The organism is Mycobacterium europaeum (assembly GCF_034555895.2).
GTDB classification, from domain to species: Bacteria; Actinomycetota; Actinomycetes; order Mycobacteriales; family Mycobacteriaceae; genus Mycobacterium; species Mycobacterium europaeum.
In genome coordinates this window covers 2,817,611-2,834,137 of record NZ_CP157315.1, presented here as the reverse complement: position 1 = coordinate 2,834,137, position 16,527 = coordinate 2,817,611, and the positions used below count along the sequence as shown (strand labels likewise).

Genomic DNA, 16,527 nt, shown 5'->3' with positions numbered 1-16,527 from the left:
TCACGTCAGCTCCGCTGCGCATGTGAGCGCGCGGTAACCAAGGGGTAAAACGTTCGATTTTGCGTGCGTTGCCATCGATCGGCGACGTATCTGAGGGAGGGCTGGTGCTATGACCGCTCGGTCAGTGGATGCTCGGCTGCAAAAGCTCGGATCGCGAGTGGTGTCCGCCATCGGGCGTCAAGAGTGGCTGGATCGGCCGAGCTATCGGTTCGAACACCTGTTGAGCTTCGCCATCAACGGCCTGGGCGGCGCCCGCAACACCGTCACCAACGCCTTGCACGGGGTGTGGCTCGGCCACCCGGTTCACCCGCCGCTGGCGTCGCTGACCAGCGGCGCGCTGGGTACCACCGTCGCGCTCGACGCACTCAGCCTGCTGCCCGGCCAACCCGCCACCGAGGTACGTGACGCGTCGAAGTTCGCGTCCCGCGCGCTGGGCGTGGGAATCCTGGCCAGCATCGGCTCCGCCGTCACCGGTGTCACCGATTGGCAGCACACCCATGAGGCCGACCGCCGGGTCGGCGCCGTGCACGGCCTGTTGAACCTGGCCGCCACCGCGCTCTACGCGCAGTCGTGGTGGGATCGGCGCCGGGGCCGCCACGGCCGCGGCATCGCCCTCACCGCCCTGGGTTACGGCATCACCGTCGCGGGCAGCTACCTCGGCGGGGCGTTGGTGTTCGAGTCCGGCGTCGGCATCGACCAGTCGGGCGCGCGGCTGCGCACCACCGAATGGAAGCCCGTGCTGCCCGCGAGCTCGCTGAACGGCAAGCCGGTGCGGGTCGAGGTTGACGGGGTGGGCCTGGTGGTCTGCCAGACCAAGCCGGGGGAGGTCGCGGCGTTCGGGGAGCTGTGCCCCCACTTGGCGGCGCCCATGGCCGACGGCTGGATCGACCGTGGCCGGCTCGTATGCCCCTGGCACGGTTCGTGGTTTGCGGCCGAGTCCGGAGAGGTGCTGCGCGGCCCGGCGGCGGCCCCGCTGCCGTGCTATCAGGCGAGGTTGGTCAACGGAATGGTCGAGGTTCGATCGCAACCCGGGCCCGCGCTCGGCGCAGCGGCGGGAATCGGAGAAGGGGAGGGCAAGTGAACGCCTACGACGTGCTGAAAGAACACCACATCCTGCTCAAGGGCCTGGGCCGCAAGGTCAGCGAGGCGCCGGTCAACAGCGAGGAGCGGCATGCCCTCTTCGACGAGATGCTGATCGAACTCGACATCCACTTCCGCATCGAGGACGACCTGTACTACCCGGCCCTCAAAGAGGCCACCAAACTGATCGCGGTGGCTCACGCCGAGCACCGTCAGGTGGTCGACCAGCTTTCCGTGCTGCTCAAGACCCCGCAGAGCGCGCCGGGTTACGAGGACGAATGGAACTCCTTCAAGACGGTGCTGGAGGCCCACGCCGACGAGGAGGAGCGCGACCTGATCCCGGCGCCCCCCGAGGTCAAGATCACCGATGCCGAGCTCGAGGAGCTCGGCAACAAGATGGCCGCGAAAATGGAGCAGTACCGTGGGTCCGCCGTGTACAAGATGCGGACCAAGGGGCGCGCGGCGCTGGTGCGCTCCCTCTAACCGCAATCGCGCCGCTCATATGCGCGGCGCACGCGGCCGGCGAGAGTAGCGTCACGGCTCATGACCCCCGAGTGTGCCGCGTCTCAGGGTGACATCACGGCCGAGATCGCCGCCATCGCAGCCCAATACCGCGGCCCGGAAGCGCAGCCCCGGCTCGACTACCCGCCCTACCGCGGCACCGCCCTGCGCCATCCCACACGCGCGCCGGTGCCGGTCGACCCCGAAGAGGTCGAACGCTGGGCGCCCTGCTTCGGCCACCGCGACGTGGACCCGCTCGAGGCCGACCTGACGGCCGGTCATCCGGGGCAACCTCTGGGAGAGCGGATCATCGTCGCCGGGCGGGTGCTCGACGGATCGGGCAAGCCCGTTGCCGGACAGCTTCTCGAGGTCTGGCAAGCCAACGCCGGCGGCCGCTATCGCCACCAGCGCGACCAGCACCCCGCCCCCCTCGACCCCAACTTCACCGGGGCCGGCCGGTGTCTGACCGGGCCGGACGGCTCGTACCGCTTCGTCACCATCAAGCCCGGGCCGTACGCCTGGCGCAATCACCACAACGCGTGGCGCCCCGCGCACATCCACTTCTCCGTCTTCGGGACCGCCCTCCCGCAACGCCTGGTCACCCAGATGTATTTTCCCGGCGACCCGCTGTTCGGCCTGGACCCCATCTTTCAGTCGGTCCTCGACCCCGCCGCGCGTCGACGGCTGATCGCCCGCTACGACCACGACCTCACCGAACCGGAGTACGCGACCGGGTACCGCTGGGACATCGTGCTCGCCGGCGCGCGCAAGACCCCGATGGAGGACGACGATGGCTGAACCCTGTTGCACCCCAGGGCAAACGGTCGGCCCATTCCTCCACCTCGGATTGGCCTATCCCGGCGACTGTGCAATGGTCGGCCAGGACCATCCACGCGCCATCCGGCTGCGGGGCACCGTCTACGACGGCGCGGGCGAGGGCGTCCCGGACGCGCTGGTCGAGCTCTGGCAGCCCGACGCCGACGGGTGTGTCATCCGTCGGCCCGGCTCACTGCGCCGCGATCCCGCCACGTTCACCGGGTGGGGGCGCTGTGCGACCGACGCCGCCGGTCGGTACGGCTTCACCACCATGGCGCCCGGCCCTGCGAACGCCGCCCGGTCGCCGTTCTTCGCCCTCACCGTGTTCGCGCGGGGCCTGCTGGACCGGCTGTACACCCGCGCATACCTGCCCGACGGCGACCTGGGCGCCGACCCCCTGCTGGCGGGCCTCGATCCGGAACGCCGCACCACCCTGCTGTGTGCAGCCGAAACCGATTGCCCGGGTTACCGTTTCGACATCCACCTGCAGGGCGCGCGCGAGACCGTGTTCCTGGCCTACCGGGACGGTGGGAGATGACCAACCTGTTGTGGCCCGGAGACCATCGGGCCGGGGAGCACATGACCGACCGGGCCCTGCTGGAATCGATGGTCGCGGTGGAATCCGCCTGGCTGGACGCCCTGGCCGCCGCGGGCCTGGCCCCACCCGAGTGCGCCGGCGCCGACCTGCCAATGCTGTTGACGCCCAACGATGGTGAGTCCCTGGCGGTTGCCGCCGAGGCCGGCGGCAACCCGGTCATCGGCCTCGTCGCCCTGCTGCGGGAGCGCGCCGCGCCGGCCGTGGCACCGTGGATTCATCGGGGGCTCACCAGTCAGGACGTGCTCGACACCGGCCTGATGCTCGGCGTGCGCGAGGTCGTGGGGGAGCTGGCCGCACAGCTCAGGGGTCAAATCTCGACCCTGGCCGCCCTGGCCACCCTGCACCGGGGGACGCCCATGGTGGCACGCACCCTCACCCAGCACGCCGCGCCGACTACGTTCGGGGCGAAGGCGGCCGGCTGGTGCAACGGCGCCGTCGATGCCGTCGAGGGGTTGGCCGAGGTGGTCTGCCCCATCCAGATCGGCGGGGCGGCCGGCACATTGGCCGCCAGCACGGAGCTGGCGGCGTTGCTGACCACCGCCGCCGACCCGGCCGCGGTCTCCACCGGCCTGGTGCACGCCGCCGCAACGGCTTTGGGTTTGGCCCTCCGGCCGCCGTGGCACACCACCCGCTCACCGATCACCGCGGCCGCCGACGCGTTCGTCGGCTGCACCGACTGCTGGGGCCGGATCGCCTCGGACGTCGTCACCTTGACCCGTCCGGAGATCGGCGAACTGAGCGAGCCGGGCGGCGCACACCGCGGGGGTTCGTCGTCGATGCCGCACAAGCGGAACCCGGTGCTGTCCATCCTCATCCGCCGGGCCGCCCTGTCCGCACCCCAGCTGGCGGCCACCCTGCACACCGCCGCGGCGCTGACCAACGACGAGCGGCCCGACGGCGCCTGGCACGCCGAATGGGATGCCCTGCGCACCCTGGCCCGGCGCAGCGTCGTGGCCGGATCCCAATGCGGCGAACTTGTGGCGGGGCTGACGGTGCACGCCGAGCGGATGTTCGAAAACCTCGACGCGGCAGACGTTTCGGGGGAGCAAGACGCCATCGCCGGGCTGGCGGGCAAGCCGCCGTCGCCGACCTACGTCGGCGCGGTCGACCGACTGATCGACGAGAGCCTGGACCGCGCCCGGGCCGCCCTCGCTCAGCGCTGGTAGATGCTGGCCAACCAGATGTGCAGCAAGGTGTCGATCGCCCGGTCCTCCGGCATCGACTCGTCCTCGGCGGTGAACGTCGCGGACATCACCCGCTCACTCAACATGTTGAGCGCGACCGACAGCTGCTCGGCCGGGATGGTGTCGGGGGCGGCGCCCCGACCGCGCTCAGCCTTGATGGCCGCCGTGGTCAGCGAAATCCACCGCTGCATCAGCGCCGACCACAACTGCCGCACCTCGGGATTGGTCGCCTTCGCCGCGGCGCCCGCCACGGCGACCGCCGGGTGTGAGCCCGACACCTCGAAGAACGCCTCGATGCGCGCCCGCCACAGCTCCGCGGGGTCGCCGGACGAGATGCCGCCGAGCGTCCTGAGGGCCGCATGCGCCTTGCTGTTCATCTGGTCGAGCAGCGACAGCACCACCGCGTTCTTCGATCGGAAATAGAAGTAGAAGGTGGGGCGCGAAATCCCGGCGCCTTTTGCTAGGTCGTCCACGGAAAAGTCGGCGAGCGGGCGCTCCTGCAGCAGGCGCTCGGCCGTGGCCAGGATCGCCTGCTCGCGGTCGTCGCCCGAATGCGGCGACGACCGGCGGCCCCGCGAGGCATGCAGGTATTTGGTCTGTGTCGGGAGGTCGGACACGCCCGTAACTGTTGGGCACGCCCATATACACGAACGAAACTGTTGATTAAGTCCAGCGATAATGTCGATTAAGTCGGCGCATTCTTCGCCGGCATCCGCGCATTTGCTGATCTCGCTGCAACGCGCGGGGCCGCCGACGAACGGCCCGGCGATTCGGGACTTCCGCCCCTACTCGGGCACAGGCGCGAAGTGGTCGCATCAATAGCGCCGAGGAAACCATCGGCAATCCGAGGAGATCTGGTGATGACGAACAGCGACGACGGCACCAAGCAATGCCACATCGACGTGCTGGTCGAAGAGCGCGACGAGCGCACGCGGGCCAAGGCACGACTGTCCTGGGCGGGCAAGACGCTCGTGGGTATCGGCCTGGCGCGACTCGACCCGGCCGACCCGCCGGTGGCCGCCATCGGCGACGAGCTGGCCATCGCCCGCGCGCTGTCCGATCTGGCGAATCAGCTGTTCGCCGCCACCTCCACCGATATTCAGGCCAGTACGCACGAACCCGTCACGGGTCTGCATCACTGAGCGACGCGACGGAAGACGAAAGTCACCATGAGACAACGCCCCGATTTGCCGGCCACCTTCGAGGTCCGGGTAACGACGCACGGTCAACTGCCCGGTGCCGAGGACTACGCGCGCACCAAGATCGGCGACCTCGGCCCTCTCACCCACGAACCGGTGCTGGACGCCCACGTCAGACTGAGCGAGCACGGCGACCCCGCCGTGGCTCGCCGGGTGATCGCTCAGGCGAACCTCGACGTCAACGGCCGGCCGGTGCGTGCGCAGGTCGAGGGCACCACCGCGCGGGAGGCGATCGATCGGCTCGAGGCGCGACTGCGCCGCCAACTGGAGCGCGCCGCCGAGCACTGGGAGGCCAAACGGGGCGGTGTGCCCCGCCGCGGTCCGCATGAATGGCGGCACGAAAGCGACCCGACGAACCGGCCGAAGTACTACCCGAGGCCGGAAAGCGAACGCCGCATCATGCGGCACAAGTCATACAGCCTGCCGACCTGCACGGTCGAAGAGGCCGCGTACGAGATGGAACAGCTCGACTACGACTTCCACCTCTTCACCGAGGAGGTCACACGGCAGGACAGCGTGATCTATCGCGGCGGGCCGACCGAATACCGCCTGGCGCAGGTCGATCCGACCGCCGGCGATGAGTTGGCGCCCTTGAATTTGCCGCTGACCGTCAGTCCGCAGCCGGCGCCTCGGCTGGATGTCGAGCAGGCCATCGAGCGAATCGGGTTGCTCGGCCTGCCCTTCCTGTTCTTCGTCGACGCCGCCCGTGACCGTGGCAGCGTGCTGTATCACCGCTACGACGGACACTACGGCCTGATCACACCGGCCGGCTGACACCGACAGACCAACTGAATCCGCGGCGGTCCCGGCATCCCCCCGTCCGGGACCGCCGCCCCAAACCTTCGGGCTGTGAACGAAACCTTCGGGCTGTGAACGGATTCAGTGCTCCAGCTGCGCGAGGTGGTCGGTGAACCAGTCGCGGGCGAGCACAGCCGCCCGGGCGAGGGCGCCCTCTTCTTCGAAGAGGTGGGTGGCGCCCGGCACCACAGCGACCTCACACTCGACCGGGATCGCCGCTTGGGCCTGCCGGTTGAGCGCCAGCACCATTTCGTCGCGTCCCCCCACGATCAGCAGGGTCGGGGAGTCGACGTGGCGCAGGGCGTCGCCGGCCAGGTCGGGCCGGCCGCCGCGCGAGACGACCGCCGCCACCTTGACCCCGGGATGGGCGGCCGCGGTGAGCGCCGCGCCCGCTCCGGTGCTGGCGCCGAAGTAACCGACCGGCAATGCGGCGGTATCGGGCTGCGCCGCCAGCCAGCCCGTGACGTCGATCAGGCGACTGGCGAGCAGCGCGATGTCGAATACCTTGGCGCGGTTGCGCTCTTCTTTGGGGGTGAGCAAGTCGAAGAGCACCGTGGCGAAGCCGGCGTTGTTGAGCACCTCGGCGACAAAGCGGTTACGCGGGCTGTGCCTGCTGCTGCCGCTGCCGTGGGCGAATACCACGACACCCTTCGGGTGCTCGGGAATGGTCAGGTGCCCGGCCACCGCAACAGATCCGGTCGGCACCCAGATCTCCTCGTCGCGCAGCGGCGGATCGTCGGTGTCGGCGGCGACCACCCCGAAACCGTCGCGCGCGCTCTCGAGCAGGGCGACGACCTCGTCATCGGAGGTCTGCGGGAAGTGGCGGTATCCCTGGCCGACGGCGAGATACGGCACCGGCGTTTCCAGGCATACCACCTCGTCGGCGTATCGAGCGAACTGCTGGGCGGTCTCGGTTGCCGCGATGGGGACGGCCAACACCACCTTGCTGGCCCCCTCGGCACGGGCCACCTGGCAGGCGGCCTGTGCGGTGGCGCCGGTCGCGATCCCGTCGTCGACGATCAGCGCGATCCGTCCGCGCAGCGGAATCGGTTGGCGCGCGCCGCGGAAGCGTTCCGACCGGCGTTGCAGCTCGGCCAGCTCCTGGGCCTCGACCGCAGCCATTTCCTGGTGGGTGAGCCGCGCCTCGCGGACCACGGCGTCGCTGAATACACGCACCCCGCCATCTCCGACGGCGCCGAAAGCGAGTTCCCGGTGGTAGGGCACTCCCAGCTTGCGCACCAGGAGCACATCCAGGGGGGCTTGCAGCGCCTTGGCGACCTCGAAGGCCACCGGAACTCCGCCGCGCGGCAGGCCGAGCACCACCACATCCTGCCCGCGCAGGTATCCCATCCGCGCGCCCAATTGGCGCCCGGCGTCGGCGCGGTCGATGAATCGCCTCATGGTTTGCTCCCTAGGGTCGTCGACCGGCGAGCCTGTCGGTCGCGGCATACCGCAGCAACGCGCCGGCCCCGGCCTCGGGGGCGATCCGGTGGTCGGCCCGCACCAGGGAAGCGCCGACCGCGACGGCGCAGAACGGCAAAGCCTCGTCGGCCCTGGCCACGCGTTGCACCGGTTCGCCAAGGTCGGACAGCGCGTCGGCATCGGGAGCGATCGTCGTCAGCGCCTTGCCGGTGACCACGGTGGCGTCGCCCAGGTCGCCGACGATCAGCGTGTCGACGTTCCCGTCGCGCAGCGCCGCGCACACGGCGGCCAGGCCGCCGGCCGCCAGCCCGGAGCCGCGCCCCTGTTCCGCTTCGAATCGCTCGGCGGCGCTGGTCGTTTCGGCGCTGCGACGGCGTTCGAACTCCGCGGCGGTCAGTTCGCTGATTTCGTTCTGATCGATACCGGTCTTGCGGGCCGCGGCGTGCAGCTGCACGACCCGCGCGGCCACCCGCTCCGGCAGCTCGGCCGTCACGTCCGCGAGCGAACGCACCTGCCCGCAGAGGAACACCACCTCGGGGTCCGCCTCGTCCACCATCCGAGTGAGCTCGTCGGCGACCGCGCGGCAGTTCATCCGGATCGCCTCCTCGGTGGTGTGCTGGAGGTCGCCGTACCCGTTCCAGCCGGCCGTGACCGGCTTGTGCACCGGATACCCACCGCCGTCGACGGTCTTCGAGGTGACGGCGTCGCCCTGATGGAGGCTGATGTCCGCTCCGGTGTGGTCGACCGCGGCGAACACGTACGTCGGGTGCTGCACCTGCATGCCGATCAACGGCACGAGGTACGGGTAATCCGAAAGGCGCACCACCGTGGCCGCCGGCGGGGTGATCAGCTGCTCGTCGACCAGGACCTGATCGTTCGTCGCGATCAGGGCGCGGCCCCGCCGACCGACGGCGGGCCGATGGTGCAGCACGGCCTGCTCGAGCAGGCCCAGGACCTTCGCGTCCGCGCCCATGTCCTCGAGTTGCCTGCGGATGTCGCCCCATTTCACTTCGAGCTGCTCGACGGCGTCCAGAGTGTCGTGTGAGTCGTCGAAGTACACCGAGGCGAACGGACCTTGCGCCTTCGCCAACGATTTCAGGCGATCTGAGTGCATGCCATCCTCCACTGCTTGCGTCGTCATTGCGGTTTGTCCCACCGTATGGATCACGACGGCCACGCCACGAGAGTCGTTGGCCCTCGGCTGCGGGTCTAAGGTCCCAGGCTCTCAGCGCGCGGGACCCGACATCCCCTCGCGGACCTCGGCGGTGGTTTAGAGGACTTTCTTCCCTACTTCGTCGCCGCCGGCTTGCCAACGATGGGATGGGTGGAACGACGAACCGGGGGATCCGTCATCGCACGGGTGACATTCGACGACCGACTGCACGACCTCACCGTAAACCCGGGCAATTCGGTCGCCTACGCGGCGCTGAGCGACTCGGTGGCATTCATCGGCAGCCACTACGAGATCCTCAGCGTTATCCCGGCCGGCGGGCACCCGCGGGCGCTGACCATCGGCGCCGACGGGAGCCGGCTGTACACCGCCAATCACGGCGGCTCGGTGTCGGTGATCGACATATCCGACCACCGCGTCGGTGTCATTCCCGGCGCGTGCTGCGTGCAGCAGGTCGACACCCCGGACGGGGCCTTGATCTATGCGGCCGGCAATGCCGCCAATCGCGGGCGAGTGTGGGTGCTTGGCGAGGGGACCGCCTTCGGCTGTCCCGTGGCCGGGTTCGACGGCCGCGCCGTCACCAGCCTGGTGGCAGACTCCGGACGCCAACGCCTGTACGTGGGGCTGTGCCGACGCAGCGATTACTACCACCAATACGACGCCGGCTCGCTCGCCGTCATCGACGCCGCGACCGATGTGGTGCGCCATACCGTCGGACTGATCGGCGCGCCCGACACGATCACCATCGGCGGGTCGATGGCGTACGCGACGCACTATGACCGTTCCTGCGTCTCGGCGATCGACCTCGCGTCCTTCGATGTCAAGTTGATCCCATTGGGGGACAAGCCGATTGAGGTGCAAATCACGCCGGACGGTTTGCGGGCGTACGTGGTGAGCAGCGGTTCGTTGTCGGTGGTCGACACGGTCACCGGCGAAGCGGAGCGGATGCCGGCCGCGGACCTGCCGCGCTGTGTACGGATCAGCCCGAGCGGCAAATACGCCTACGTGAGCAACTTCGGTGAGCGCAGCGTGTCGATCGTCGACACCATCGCCCAATGCGTGACCGACACCATCGATGTCGGCGGTCATCCCGAAGCGTTGGCGGTGAGCGCCGACGGCGACCGGCTCTATGTCGGCGACTACTGGTCGGGAACCGTCACCGTCTTGTCGGTCCAGCCGTAGCCTGCCCGGCCGGGGCGAGAGCGAAAGACGCCGTTTCAGTCGTAGAGCGCGTTGAGGCGGTCGGCGAATTTCTCGATGACCACCTTGCGCTTGAGCTTCATGCTGGGCGTCAGATCGCCCGACTCCACGGTGAATTCGCGGTCGGCGATGGTGAACTTCTTGATCTGTTCCCAGCGATTCAGCTCGGCGTTCAAGGCGTCGATGTACCCGGCAATCAGCTCCTGTGTCTTGTCGTCACGCGCGATCTCGGCGAACGACTTGCCCGCCAGACCGTTTTTGTTGGCCCAGTCGGTGATCGCCTCGGTGTCCAGGCTGACCAGAGCGACACAATATGGCTTGCCCTCGCCATAGACGACGATCTCGCTCACGTACGGGCACGAGCCTTTGAACCGCGCGTCGATCGCTGAGGGCGCCACGTACTTGCCTTGCGAGGTCTTGAACATGTCCTTCTTGCGGTCGGTGATCCGCAGGAACCCGTCGGCGTCGATCTGCCCGATGTCACCGGTGTGGAACCAGCCGTCCCCGTCGAGCGCCTCGGCCGTGGCGTCCGGCAGCTCGTGGTAGGCGGTCATCAGACCCGGCCCCTTGAGCAAGATCTCGCCGTCGTCGGCGATCTTGACGTCGGTGGCCGGGAACGGCCGGCCGACCGTCCCGAAGCGATATGCGTTGGGCCGGTTGATGAACGATGCGGCGGCGGTCTCGGTCAGCCCGTAGCCTTCGAGCACGATGATGCCCACCGCGTCGAACCACTGCGCGACGTCGCGGTCGAGCGCCGCGGCCGCGGAGACGAAGAACCGCAGGCGCCCGCCGAACCGCTCCCGGATCGTGGAGAGCACCAGCCGGTCGGCGACCTTGTAGGACAGTGACGACGCCAGCGAGGGATTCTTCCCGGCCTGCCGGGCTTTGGACACCTTCAGGCCGACCCCGATCGCCCAATCGAAGACAATCTTCTTGAGCCTGCCCTGCTCGGCCGCCATGTCCTGGATGCGCGCGTGCGCCTTCTCGAAGATGCGCGGTGCCGCACCCATGATGGTCGGGTGCAGGATCGCGAGGTTGTCGATGATCCTCTCGACACGCCCGTCGATGGCCGTGGGGAAACCGACCTGCAGGGGCAGCGCCAGCATCACCTTGCCGAACGCGTGTGCCAGCGGCAGCCAGAGGAAGTTCAGGTCGTCGGGGCCGAGGATGTCCAGCGAATCGATGGCTGCCGCGGTGTACGTCCAGGCCCCGTGCGTCAGCCGCACACCCTTGGGGCGCCCGGTGGTGCCGGAGGTGTAGATGAGGCTGGCCAGCTGTTCGGGGCCGACGGCGGCGATCCGCTCGTTGACGGCTTCGGGGGAGTCGGCGAGCAGCTGCTTGCCCAACAGATCCAGATCGGCGAGGGAGATCACCCAGTCACCGTCGCCGTTGCCGTCGATCATGACGACCTTGCGCACGTCGGGGAGTTCGGCCCGGTGCTCGAGCAGCTTGTCCAGCTGGGTCTGGTTTTCGGCGACCACCACGCGGCTGCCGGAGTTGGCGACGATGTAGGCGACATCGCCGGCGTTCGTCGTCGGGTACACGGTGGTGGTCGCGGCGCCGGCGCACATGATCGCGAAGTCGACGAGCACCCACTCGTAACGCGTCGCGGACGCGAGCGCGACCCGATCCTCGTGCTCGATCCCCAGCGAGATCAGCCCCGCGGCGAGATTGTTGCCGCGTTCGCCGACCTGCTGCCAGCTCACGCTTGCCCACGTGTGGTCCTGCGGGTAGCGAAACGCCTCCGCTTGCGGGGTGGCGGCGACGCGGTTGACGAACATCTGTGCCACCGACGGCGCGCGGCCCTCGATCTTGCGGAAATCAGGCCTCTCCGTTGAGGCGAAAGATGCTTTCATCACTCGAATCCATTGTTCCCGAACACGTACCGATGACGTGGCGCACCGGCATACCCTTCGATCCTGCGGGGGGTGGCCGTCCGGCGATAGAGACGAAAGTCACGTCGGGAGCGGCGAACGTCCCTGGCGACCGGGTCCGGCCGGGCGGTGGCCGTCAGTCGGCCGGGGCTATCTCGATGGACAGGCACTCGCCGAGGGCATGTGCCGTGGACCAGTCGCCGCCCCGGACGGCGCGCTCGAGGTCGTCGACCAACGGGCTGTGGGCACCGAGTTCGGCCAGCCAGGCGGACACGGTCTCGGGAATCCGATTGGCGGGCACCCGGGCGACATGTCCCTCGTGTAGGCGATCGGTCAGCTGATAAATCGCGGCTGTCGGCTTACGCTGGGGCCAATGCTGCCGCCACTTCGCTGTATTCATGATCCCTCCCCATCAGCCTTAACGATCCATCCGACCAGTCCCGAAGGTCCGGCCGTAGAGGACAAGAGCACGATTACCGAAAGGCTTTGGTCTTACTTCCGGCCTGCCGAAGTCCCAGTCCGACAGGGTCTTTTGTCACTGCGGTCACCTACTTACTTCTCCGGCGATGGCGGTGCCGGTCGCGTACCGTACATCGGGGATGGTGTATCGCCACGTTACTTGTTTCAAGGGCCCTGGATTCCGAAATCGGCGAAATGACCGTATTAGCAATGGATTCGCAATCGGGGCGTGATTCGGGCCGGATTCCGGGGCGGGCAGGCGGGCCGGCGTGAGGGTGGTCAGCACCCAGGAACTCGCGGACCTGCCCGTGTTCGCCGACATCCCGGCCGAGGAACTCGCGGTGTTGGCCGCCCTGCTCGAGCCCCTACGCGCCGCCGCCGGCGAGGTCTTGATGCGCCAAGGAGAGCGGGCCGAGTCGTTCGCGATCATCGCGTCCGGTTCCGTCGTGGTCAGGCATGTCGGCCCGAAGGCGCGCGTCACCACCACCGAGCTGACGGCCACGACGATCGTCGGCGAGATCGCGCTGCTGCGCCACGCGACCCGCACGGCAACCGTGACGGCGCGGGACGACGTGTGGGGCTACATCGGATACAGCGCCGCCTTCGACTGCATGCTCGCCATGCCGGCAGTCGCCGACCGGATGCTGCGCACCGCCCGGCAACGGCTGGCCGCCTACATCTCCCCCATCCCGGTGCCGACCAGCGACGGTGCCGTGCTGTCGCTGCGCCCCGTCCTACCCGGTGACGCCGAGCGGTTCAAGAGCAGTGGTTCCTTCTCCCGGGAGACCCTGTACCGGCGCTACCAAGGCGGCACTCCGACCGATGCCCGGCTGACCTATCTGTTCGAGGTCGACTATGTCGACCACTTCGTCTGGGTGGTCACCGACGGCGTGGCGGGTCCGGTCGTCGCCGACGCCCGGTTCGTCCGTGATCAGGACGATCCCGTCTCGGCGGAGGTCGCGCTCACCGTGGCCGACGGTTACCAGGGGCGCGGAATCGGCACGCTGCTGCTGTGCGCGCTGGCGGTCGCGGCGCGCGTCGACGGCATCAAGCGGTTCCATGCCCGCGTGCTGGCCGACAATCCGCCCGCGCGCGCGTTGGGCGACAAGGTGCACGCCTGCTGGGCGCGCGAGGAACCGGGCGTGGTCACCACGACGGGGGAGATCCCGCGTTTCCGCGATCTGCCACTCGATCGCGCCACGTATCAGCAGATGCGGCAGGTGGCCCGCCAGGTGATCCACGCATTCGACTAGACCGCGAGTGACAAACGCCCCGTGCTTTGATGGCTTTGCGCCCTTACCGAAGAGCCGGGTACGCCCGCACCATGAGGACTTGTTCGCCAGTTCGAGGAGTTGTGCCATGGAGTCGCTCATCGAATGCGTTTCTGGATCCCCGGCCGCTTCGTGACCGATGGCGACCCAAGACTGCGCTTCTCCGGTTCTGGCCTTGGTGCGCGGTCTCGTCGAGGAGGTTCACCCGCAGGCCGCGTCGCCTCCGGTGACGCTTGACAGCCCTTTCGACGCGCTCGGCATCGGCAGCCTGGAGCTGGCGGAATTGTTGTCGCGTGTCCAGGACAAATTCGGGGTGGCGCTGCCGCCCCATATCCTGGCCAGCGCGGAGACACCGCGCGATTTGGTAGCGGCCCTCAACCCGGCCCTGGCGCACGGCCGCCCGGCGGTGCGAACGGGCCGCGGCGTCGTTTCGCTGCCGGCCACCGCGCCGCCCGCCTCGACGCCGGAGTCCGCGCAGAGCCTCAACGACATGCTCAACTGGCACGTCGGCGCCACGCCCGACCGGATCCACCTCCGCATCCTCGACGACGCCGGCGACCCCGCCAACAACTCCGACATGAGCTATGGCGCCCTGCATCGGGAGGCGGCCGCCGTAGCCGCCGGGCTGGTCGCACACGATGTGGTGCCGGGCGAAGCGGTCGCCATCATGTTGCCCACCTCTCGGGCGTATTTCGTGACCTTCGCCGGCGTGGTCCTCGTCGGTGCCGTGCCCGTCCCGGTCTATCCACCGGCGCGCCCCTCCCAACTCCCGGATCACCTGCGCCGCACCGCCGGCATTCTCAGCAACGCCCGTGCCACGATGCTCGTCACGGTCCCCGAGGCCGTCACCCTCGGTCACCTGCTGCGCTCGAATGTCGAAAGCCTGCGTCATGTCGTCGTCCCCGAATCCCTCACGCGCGCAGGCGAAGGCGCGACACCACCCCTTCCCCGGCCGCGGTCCGAGGACCTCGCGCTGTTGCAGTACACCTCCGGCAGCACCGGGCAGCCCAAAGGGGTCGCACTGACGCACCGCAACCTGCTCGCCAACATCCGGGTGATGGGTCAGGCCGCCGGGGCGACCGGATCGGACACGTTCGTCAGCTGGCTGCCGCTCTACCACGACATGGGCCTGATCGGTGCGTGGCTCGGTTGCATGTACTTCGGTGTCCCGCTGGTGGTGATGAGCCCGCAGGCCTTCCTGATCCGCCCGTCGCGCTGGCTCTGGGCGATTCACGCCAACCGCGCCACCATGTCGGCAGGCCCGAACTTCGCCTACGAACTCTGCCTCTCGAAGATTCGCGACGACGAGATCGAGGGACTGGACCTCAGCAGCTGGCGTTTGGCCTACAACGGCGCCGAACCGGTGAGCGCTGACACCATCGAGCGCTTCGGTGATCGCTTCGCCCCGTACGGCTTTCGCAGGGAAGCGATCACGCCGGTGTATGGGCTGGCGGAGTCGTCGGTGGGGCTGGCCTTTCCGCCGTTGGGCCGCGGTCCGGTGATCGACCGGATTCGACGAGACGTTTTCGCACGGTCCGGACAGGCCGAGCCCGCCAGGCCCGGGGAGCGCGACCTCCGATTCGTCGCCTGCGGCCGGCCCCTGCCGGGACATGAAATCCGCATCGTCGACGCCGCCGGCAACGAATTGGGTGATCGCCGCGAAGGCCGCATCGAGTTTCGCGGACCGTCGGCGACCGCGGGCTACTTCAACAACCCGGCGGCGACGCGTGCGCTGTTCCACGACGACTGGCTCGACACCGGCGATCTCGGGTACACGGTCGAAGCCGACGTCTACGTGACCGGCCGGATCAAGGACATGATCATCCGGGCCGGACGTAACTTGCACCCCGCGGAACTGGAAGAAGCGGTGGGTGACATCAAGGGGGTCCGCAAGGGCTGCGTGGCGGTGTTCGCCTCTCCTGATCCCTCCGGAGGCCCCGAGCGACTCGTCGTCATGGCCGAGACGCGGGTGCTCCGAGACGACGCACGCGCCGCGTTACGCTCCGAAATCGCGGCAACCACAGTCGATCTGCTGGGGGTGGCGCCCGACGATGTGGTGCTGGCGCCGCCGCGCACGGTTCTGAAGACATCCAGCGGCAAGATCCGGCGGTCTGCCAGCCGGGCCCTCTATCAGGCCGGCAAGATCGGCGCGCGACCGCGCGCGCTGTGGTGGGAATTGGCCCGGCTCCGCTTCCGCGGCGCGGCACCGTCGCTGCGCCGCGCCGGGCGCGCGGCGGGGGACGTGGCCTTCGCCGGCTACGCGTGGGCGGTGTACACAATCCTCGGGTTGTCGGTCGCGGTTTTATTGCTGGTGCTCCCACGCGCGCGGTGGCGGTGGCGGGTGGCGCGGGCCGCGGTCCGGCTGCTGGCCCGTCTCACGGGAACCGCGATCACCGTGCACGGCCTGGACCACCTTCCCTCGGGCACGTCTATCGCGGTGGCCAACCACCCCAGCTGGATCGATCCGTTGGCGCTGGCTGCCGTCATGCCGCAGTCGTTTCTGTTCGTCGCCGCTGAAGTGCTTGAGCATCAAGGGATCAACGGATTCGTGCTGAAGCGGCTGGGCCACCAGTTCGTCGAGCGTCACGAGCGCGAACACGGCGTCGCGGACGCGGACCGGCTGGCCGGCCTGGTGCGTGCCGGCCAGTCGCTCGTCATCTTCCCCGAAGGCCGCCTGGCCCGCGCACCCGGCTTGCGGCCGTTTCACATGGGTGCCTTCGTGGTGGCCGCCCAAACCGGGGTGCCTGTCGCCCCGGTGGCCATTCGCGGGACCCGGACCATACTTCGTCCAGAGCACCACTTCCCGCGACACGGGGCCATCGACATCACCGTCGGAGAGCCCATCAACCCCTCCGGGAACAGCTGGACGGCGGCCGTCGAATTACAGCGCGCCGTGCGAGAGGCCGTCCTGCGGCTGTCCGGGGAACCGGACGTCGAATGACCCGACAGCCGTG

Annotated in this window: 15 protein-coding genes; 10 read left to right on the top strand and 5 right to left on the bottom strand. The window is 68.9% G+C overall.

The annotated features are described in order from the left end of the window. The first annotated feature begins 109 nt into the window (after positions 1-109). From U8D42_RS12520 to U8D42_RS12500, 5 genes are read left to right on the top strand one after another with little or no spacing between them, the layout of a single operon-like run. Positions 110-1,081 carry a Rieske 2Fe-2S domain-containing protein gene (locus U8D42_RS12520; protein WP_322861558.1) on the top strand — a complete coding sequence of 324 codons (972 nt, stop codon included), beginning with the start codon at positions 110-112 and terminating at the stop codon, positions 1,079-1,081. Next, positions 1,078-1,563 carry a hemerythrin domain-containing protein gene (locus tag U8D42_RS12515; RefSeq protein ID WP_085240107.1) on the top strand — a complete coding sequence of 162 codons (486 nt, stop codon included), beginning with the start codon at positions 1,078-1,080 and terminating at the stop codon, positions 1,561-1,563. The genes U8D42_RS12520 and U8D42_RS12515 overlap by 4 nt, the downstream gene beginning before the upstream one ends. A 60-nt stretch (positions 1,564-1,623) precedes the next feature. After that, on the top strand, positions 1,624-2,379 hold the full coding sequence (gene pcaH, locus U8D42_RS12510) for a protocatechuate 3,4-dioxygenase subunit beta (RefSeq protein WP_322861559.1): 756 nt from the start codon (positions 1,624-1,626) through the stop codon (positions 2,377-2,379). Continuing rightward, positions 2,372-2,935: a protocatechuate 3,4-dioxygenase subunit alpha gene (gene pcaG / locus U8D42_RS12505; RefSeq protein WP_322861560.1), complete on the top strand. Its 564-nt coding sequence runs from the start codon at positions 2,372-2,374 to the stop codon at positions 2,933-2,935. The genes pcaH and pcaG overlap by 8 nt, the downstream gene beginning before the upstream one ends. Then, positions 2,932-4,161 (top strand): lyase family protein, encoded by a 1,230-nt coding sequence (locus U8D42_RS12500; RefSeq protein WP_322861561.1) that lies wholly within the window; start codon positions 2,932-2,934, stop codon positions 4,159-4,161. Before pcaG ends, U8D42_RS12500 begins: the two co-directional genes overlap by 4 nt. Here the strand turns inward: U8D42_RS12500 and U8D42_RS12495 are convergent. Then, complete coding sequence (locus U8D42_RS12495; RefSeq protein WP_322861562.1) at positions 4,149-4,796, bottom strand: TetR/AcrR family transcriptional regulator; 648 nt, start codon at positions 4,794-4,796, stop codon at positions 4,149-4,151. The genes U8D42_RS12500 and U8D42_RS12495 overlap by 13 nt on opposite strands. 243 nt (positions 4,797-5,039) lie before the next feature. On the opposite strand from U8D42_RS12495, the gene U8D42_RS12490 reads away from it, so the two are divergent. Continuing rightward, complete coding sequence (locus U8D42_RS12490; protein ID WP_085240112.1) at positions 5,040-5,321, top strand: DUF1876 domain-containing protein; 282 nt, start codon at positions 5,040-5,042, stop codon at positions 5,319-5,321. Between the two features lie 27 nt (positions 5,322-5,348). After that, positions 5,349-6,152, top strand: a complete 804-nt coding sequence (locus tag U8D42_RS12485) for a ribosome hibernation promotion factor (protein WP_085240113.1) — start codon at positions 5,349-5,351, stop codon at positions 6,150-6,152. Positions 6,153-6,257: 105 nt separating this feature from the next. On the opposite strand, the gene U8D42_RS12480 is transcribed toward U8D42_RS12485, so the two are convergent. Next, the gene (locus U8D42_RS12480; protein WP_322861563.1) at positions 6,258-7,577 is read right to left on the bottom strand and encodes an alpha/beta family hydrolase; all 1,320 of its coding nucleotides are present in this window, start codon (positions 7,575-7,577) and stop codon (positions 6,258-6,260) included. A 10-nt stretch (positions 7,578-7,587) separates the two neighbouring features. Next, on the bottom strand, positions 7,588-8,712 hold the full coding sequence (locus U8D42_RS12475; RefSeq protein WP_322861564.1) for a hypothetical protein: 1,125 nt from the start codon (positions 8,710-8,712) through the stop codon (positions 7,588-7,590). Between the two features lie 210 nt (positions 8,713-8,922). Here U8D42_RS12475 and U8D42_RS12470 point away from each other — a divergent pair, with 210 nt between their 5' ends. Continuing rightward, the gene (locus tag U8D42_RS12470) at positions 8,923-9,951 is read left to right on the top strand and encodes a YncE family protein (RefSeq protein ID WP_322861565.1); all 1,029 of its coding nucleotides are present in this window, start codon (positions 8,923-8,925) and stop codon (positions 9,949-9,951) included. Positions 9,952-9,986: 35 nt separating this feature from the next. On the opposite strand, the gene U8D42_RS12465 is transcribed toward U8D42_RS12470, so the two are convergent. Together U8D42_RS12465 and U8D42_RS12460 are read right to left on the bottom strand one after the other, a co-directional pair. Continuing rightward, a complete protein-coding gene (locus U8D42_RS12465) occupies positions 9,987-11,825 on the bottom strand; it encodes an AMP-dependent synthetase/ligase (RefSeq protein ID WP_322861566.1) in 1,839 nt (612 codons plus the stop codon). Positions 11,826-11,979: 154 nt separating this feature from the next. Continuing rightward, on the bottom strand, positions 11,980-12,243 hold the full coding sequence (locus U8D42_RS12460; RefSeq protein ID WP_322861567.1) for a hypothetical protein: 264 nt from the start codon (positions 12,241-12,243) through the stop codon (positions 11,980-11,982). Between the two features lie 328 nt (positions 12,244-12,571). Here U8D42_RS12460 and U8D42_RS12455 point away from each other — a divergent pair, with 328 nt between their 5' ends. Beyond that, positions 12,572-13,555: a GNAT family N-acetyltransferase gene (locus tag U8D42_RS12455; protein WP_322861568.1), complete on the top strand. Its 984-nt coding sequence runs from the start codon at positions 12,572-12,574 to the stop codon at positions 13,553-13,555. A 157-nt stretch (positions 13,556-13,712) separates the two neighbouring features. Beyond that, a complete protein-coding gene (locus U8D42_RS12450; protein WP_322861569.1) occupies positions 13,713-16,514 on the top strand; it encodes an AMP-binding protein in 2,802 nt (933 codons plus the stop codon). Positions 16,515-16,527: the final 13 nt, after the last annotated feature.

What these genes read in the sequence shown, in the direction of transcription:
- pcaG (WP_322861560.1), top strand. Translation starts at nt 2,372, where the DNA reads ATGGCTGAACCCTGTTGCACCCCAGGGCAAACGGTCGGCCCATTCCTC.
- U8D42_RS12465 (WP_322861566.1), bottom strand. Translation starts at nt 11,825, where the DNA reads ATGAAAGCATCTTTCGCCTCAACGGAGAGGCCTGATTTCCGCAAGATC.
- U8D42_RS12460 (WP_322861567.1), bottom strand. Translation starts at nt 12,243, where the DNA reads ATGAATACAGCGAAGTGGCGGCAGCATTGGCCCCAGCGTAAGCCGACA.
- U8D42_RS12520 (WP_322861558.1), top strand. Translation starts at nt 110, where the DNA reads ATGACCGCTCGGTCAGTGGATGCTCGGCTGCAAAAGCTCGGATCGCGA.
- pcaH (WP_322861559.1), top strand. Translation starts at nt 1,624, where the DNA reads ATGACCCCCGAGTGTGCCGCGTCTCAGGGTGACATCACGGCCGAGATC.
- U8D42_RS12490 (WP_085240112.1), top strand. Translation starts at nt 5,040, where the DNA reads ATGACGAACAGCGACGACGGCACCAAGCAATGCCACATCGACGTGCTG.
- U8D42_RS12500 (WP_322861561.1), top strand. Translation starts at nt 2,932, where the DNA reads ATGACCAACCTGTTGTGGCCCGGAGACCATCGGGCCGGGGAGCACATG.
- U8D42_RS12475 (WP_322861564.1), bottom strand. Translation starts at nt 8,712, where the DNA reads ATGCACTCAGATCGCCTGAAATCGTTGGCGAAGGCGCAAGGTCCGTTC.
- U8D42_RS12450 (WP_322861569.1), top strand. Translation starts at nt 13,713, where the DNA reads ATGGCGACCCAAGACTGCGCTTCTCCGGTTCTGGCCTTGGTGCGCGGT.
- U8D42_RS12480 (WP_322861563.1), bottom strand. Translation starts at nt 7,577, where the DNA reads ATGAGGCGATTCATCGACCGCGCCGACGCCGGGCGCCAATTGGGCGCG.
- U8D42_RS12485 (WP_085240113.1), top strand. Translation starts at nt 5,349, where the DNA reads ATGAGACAACGCCCCGATTTGCCGGCCACCTTCGAGGTCCGGGTAACG.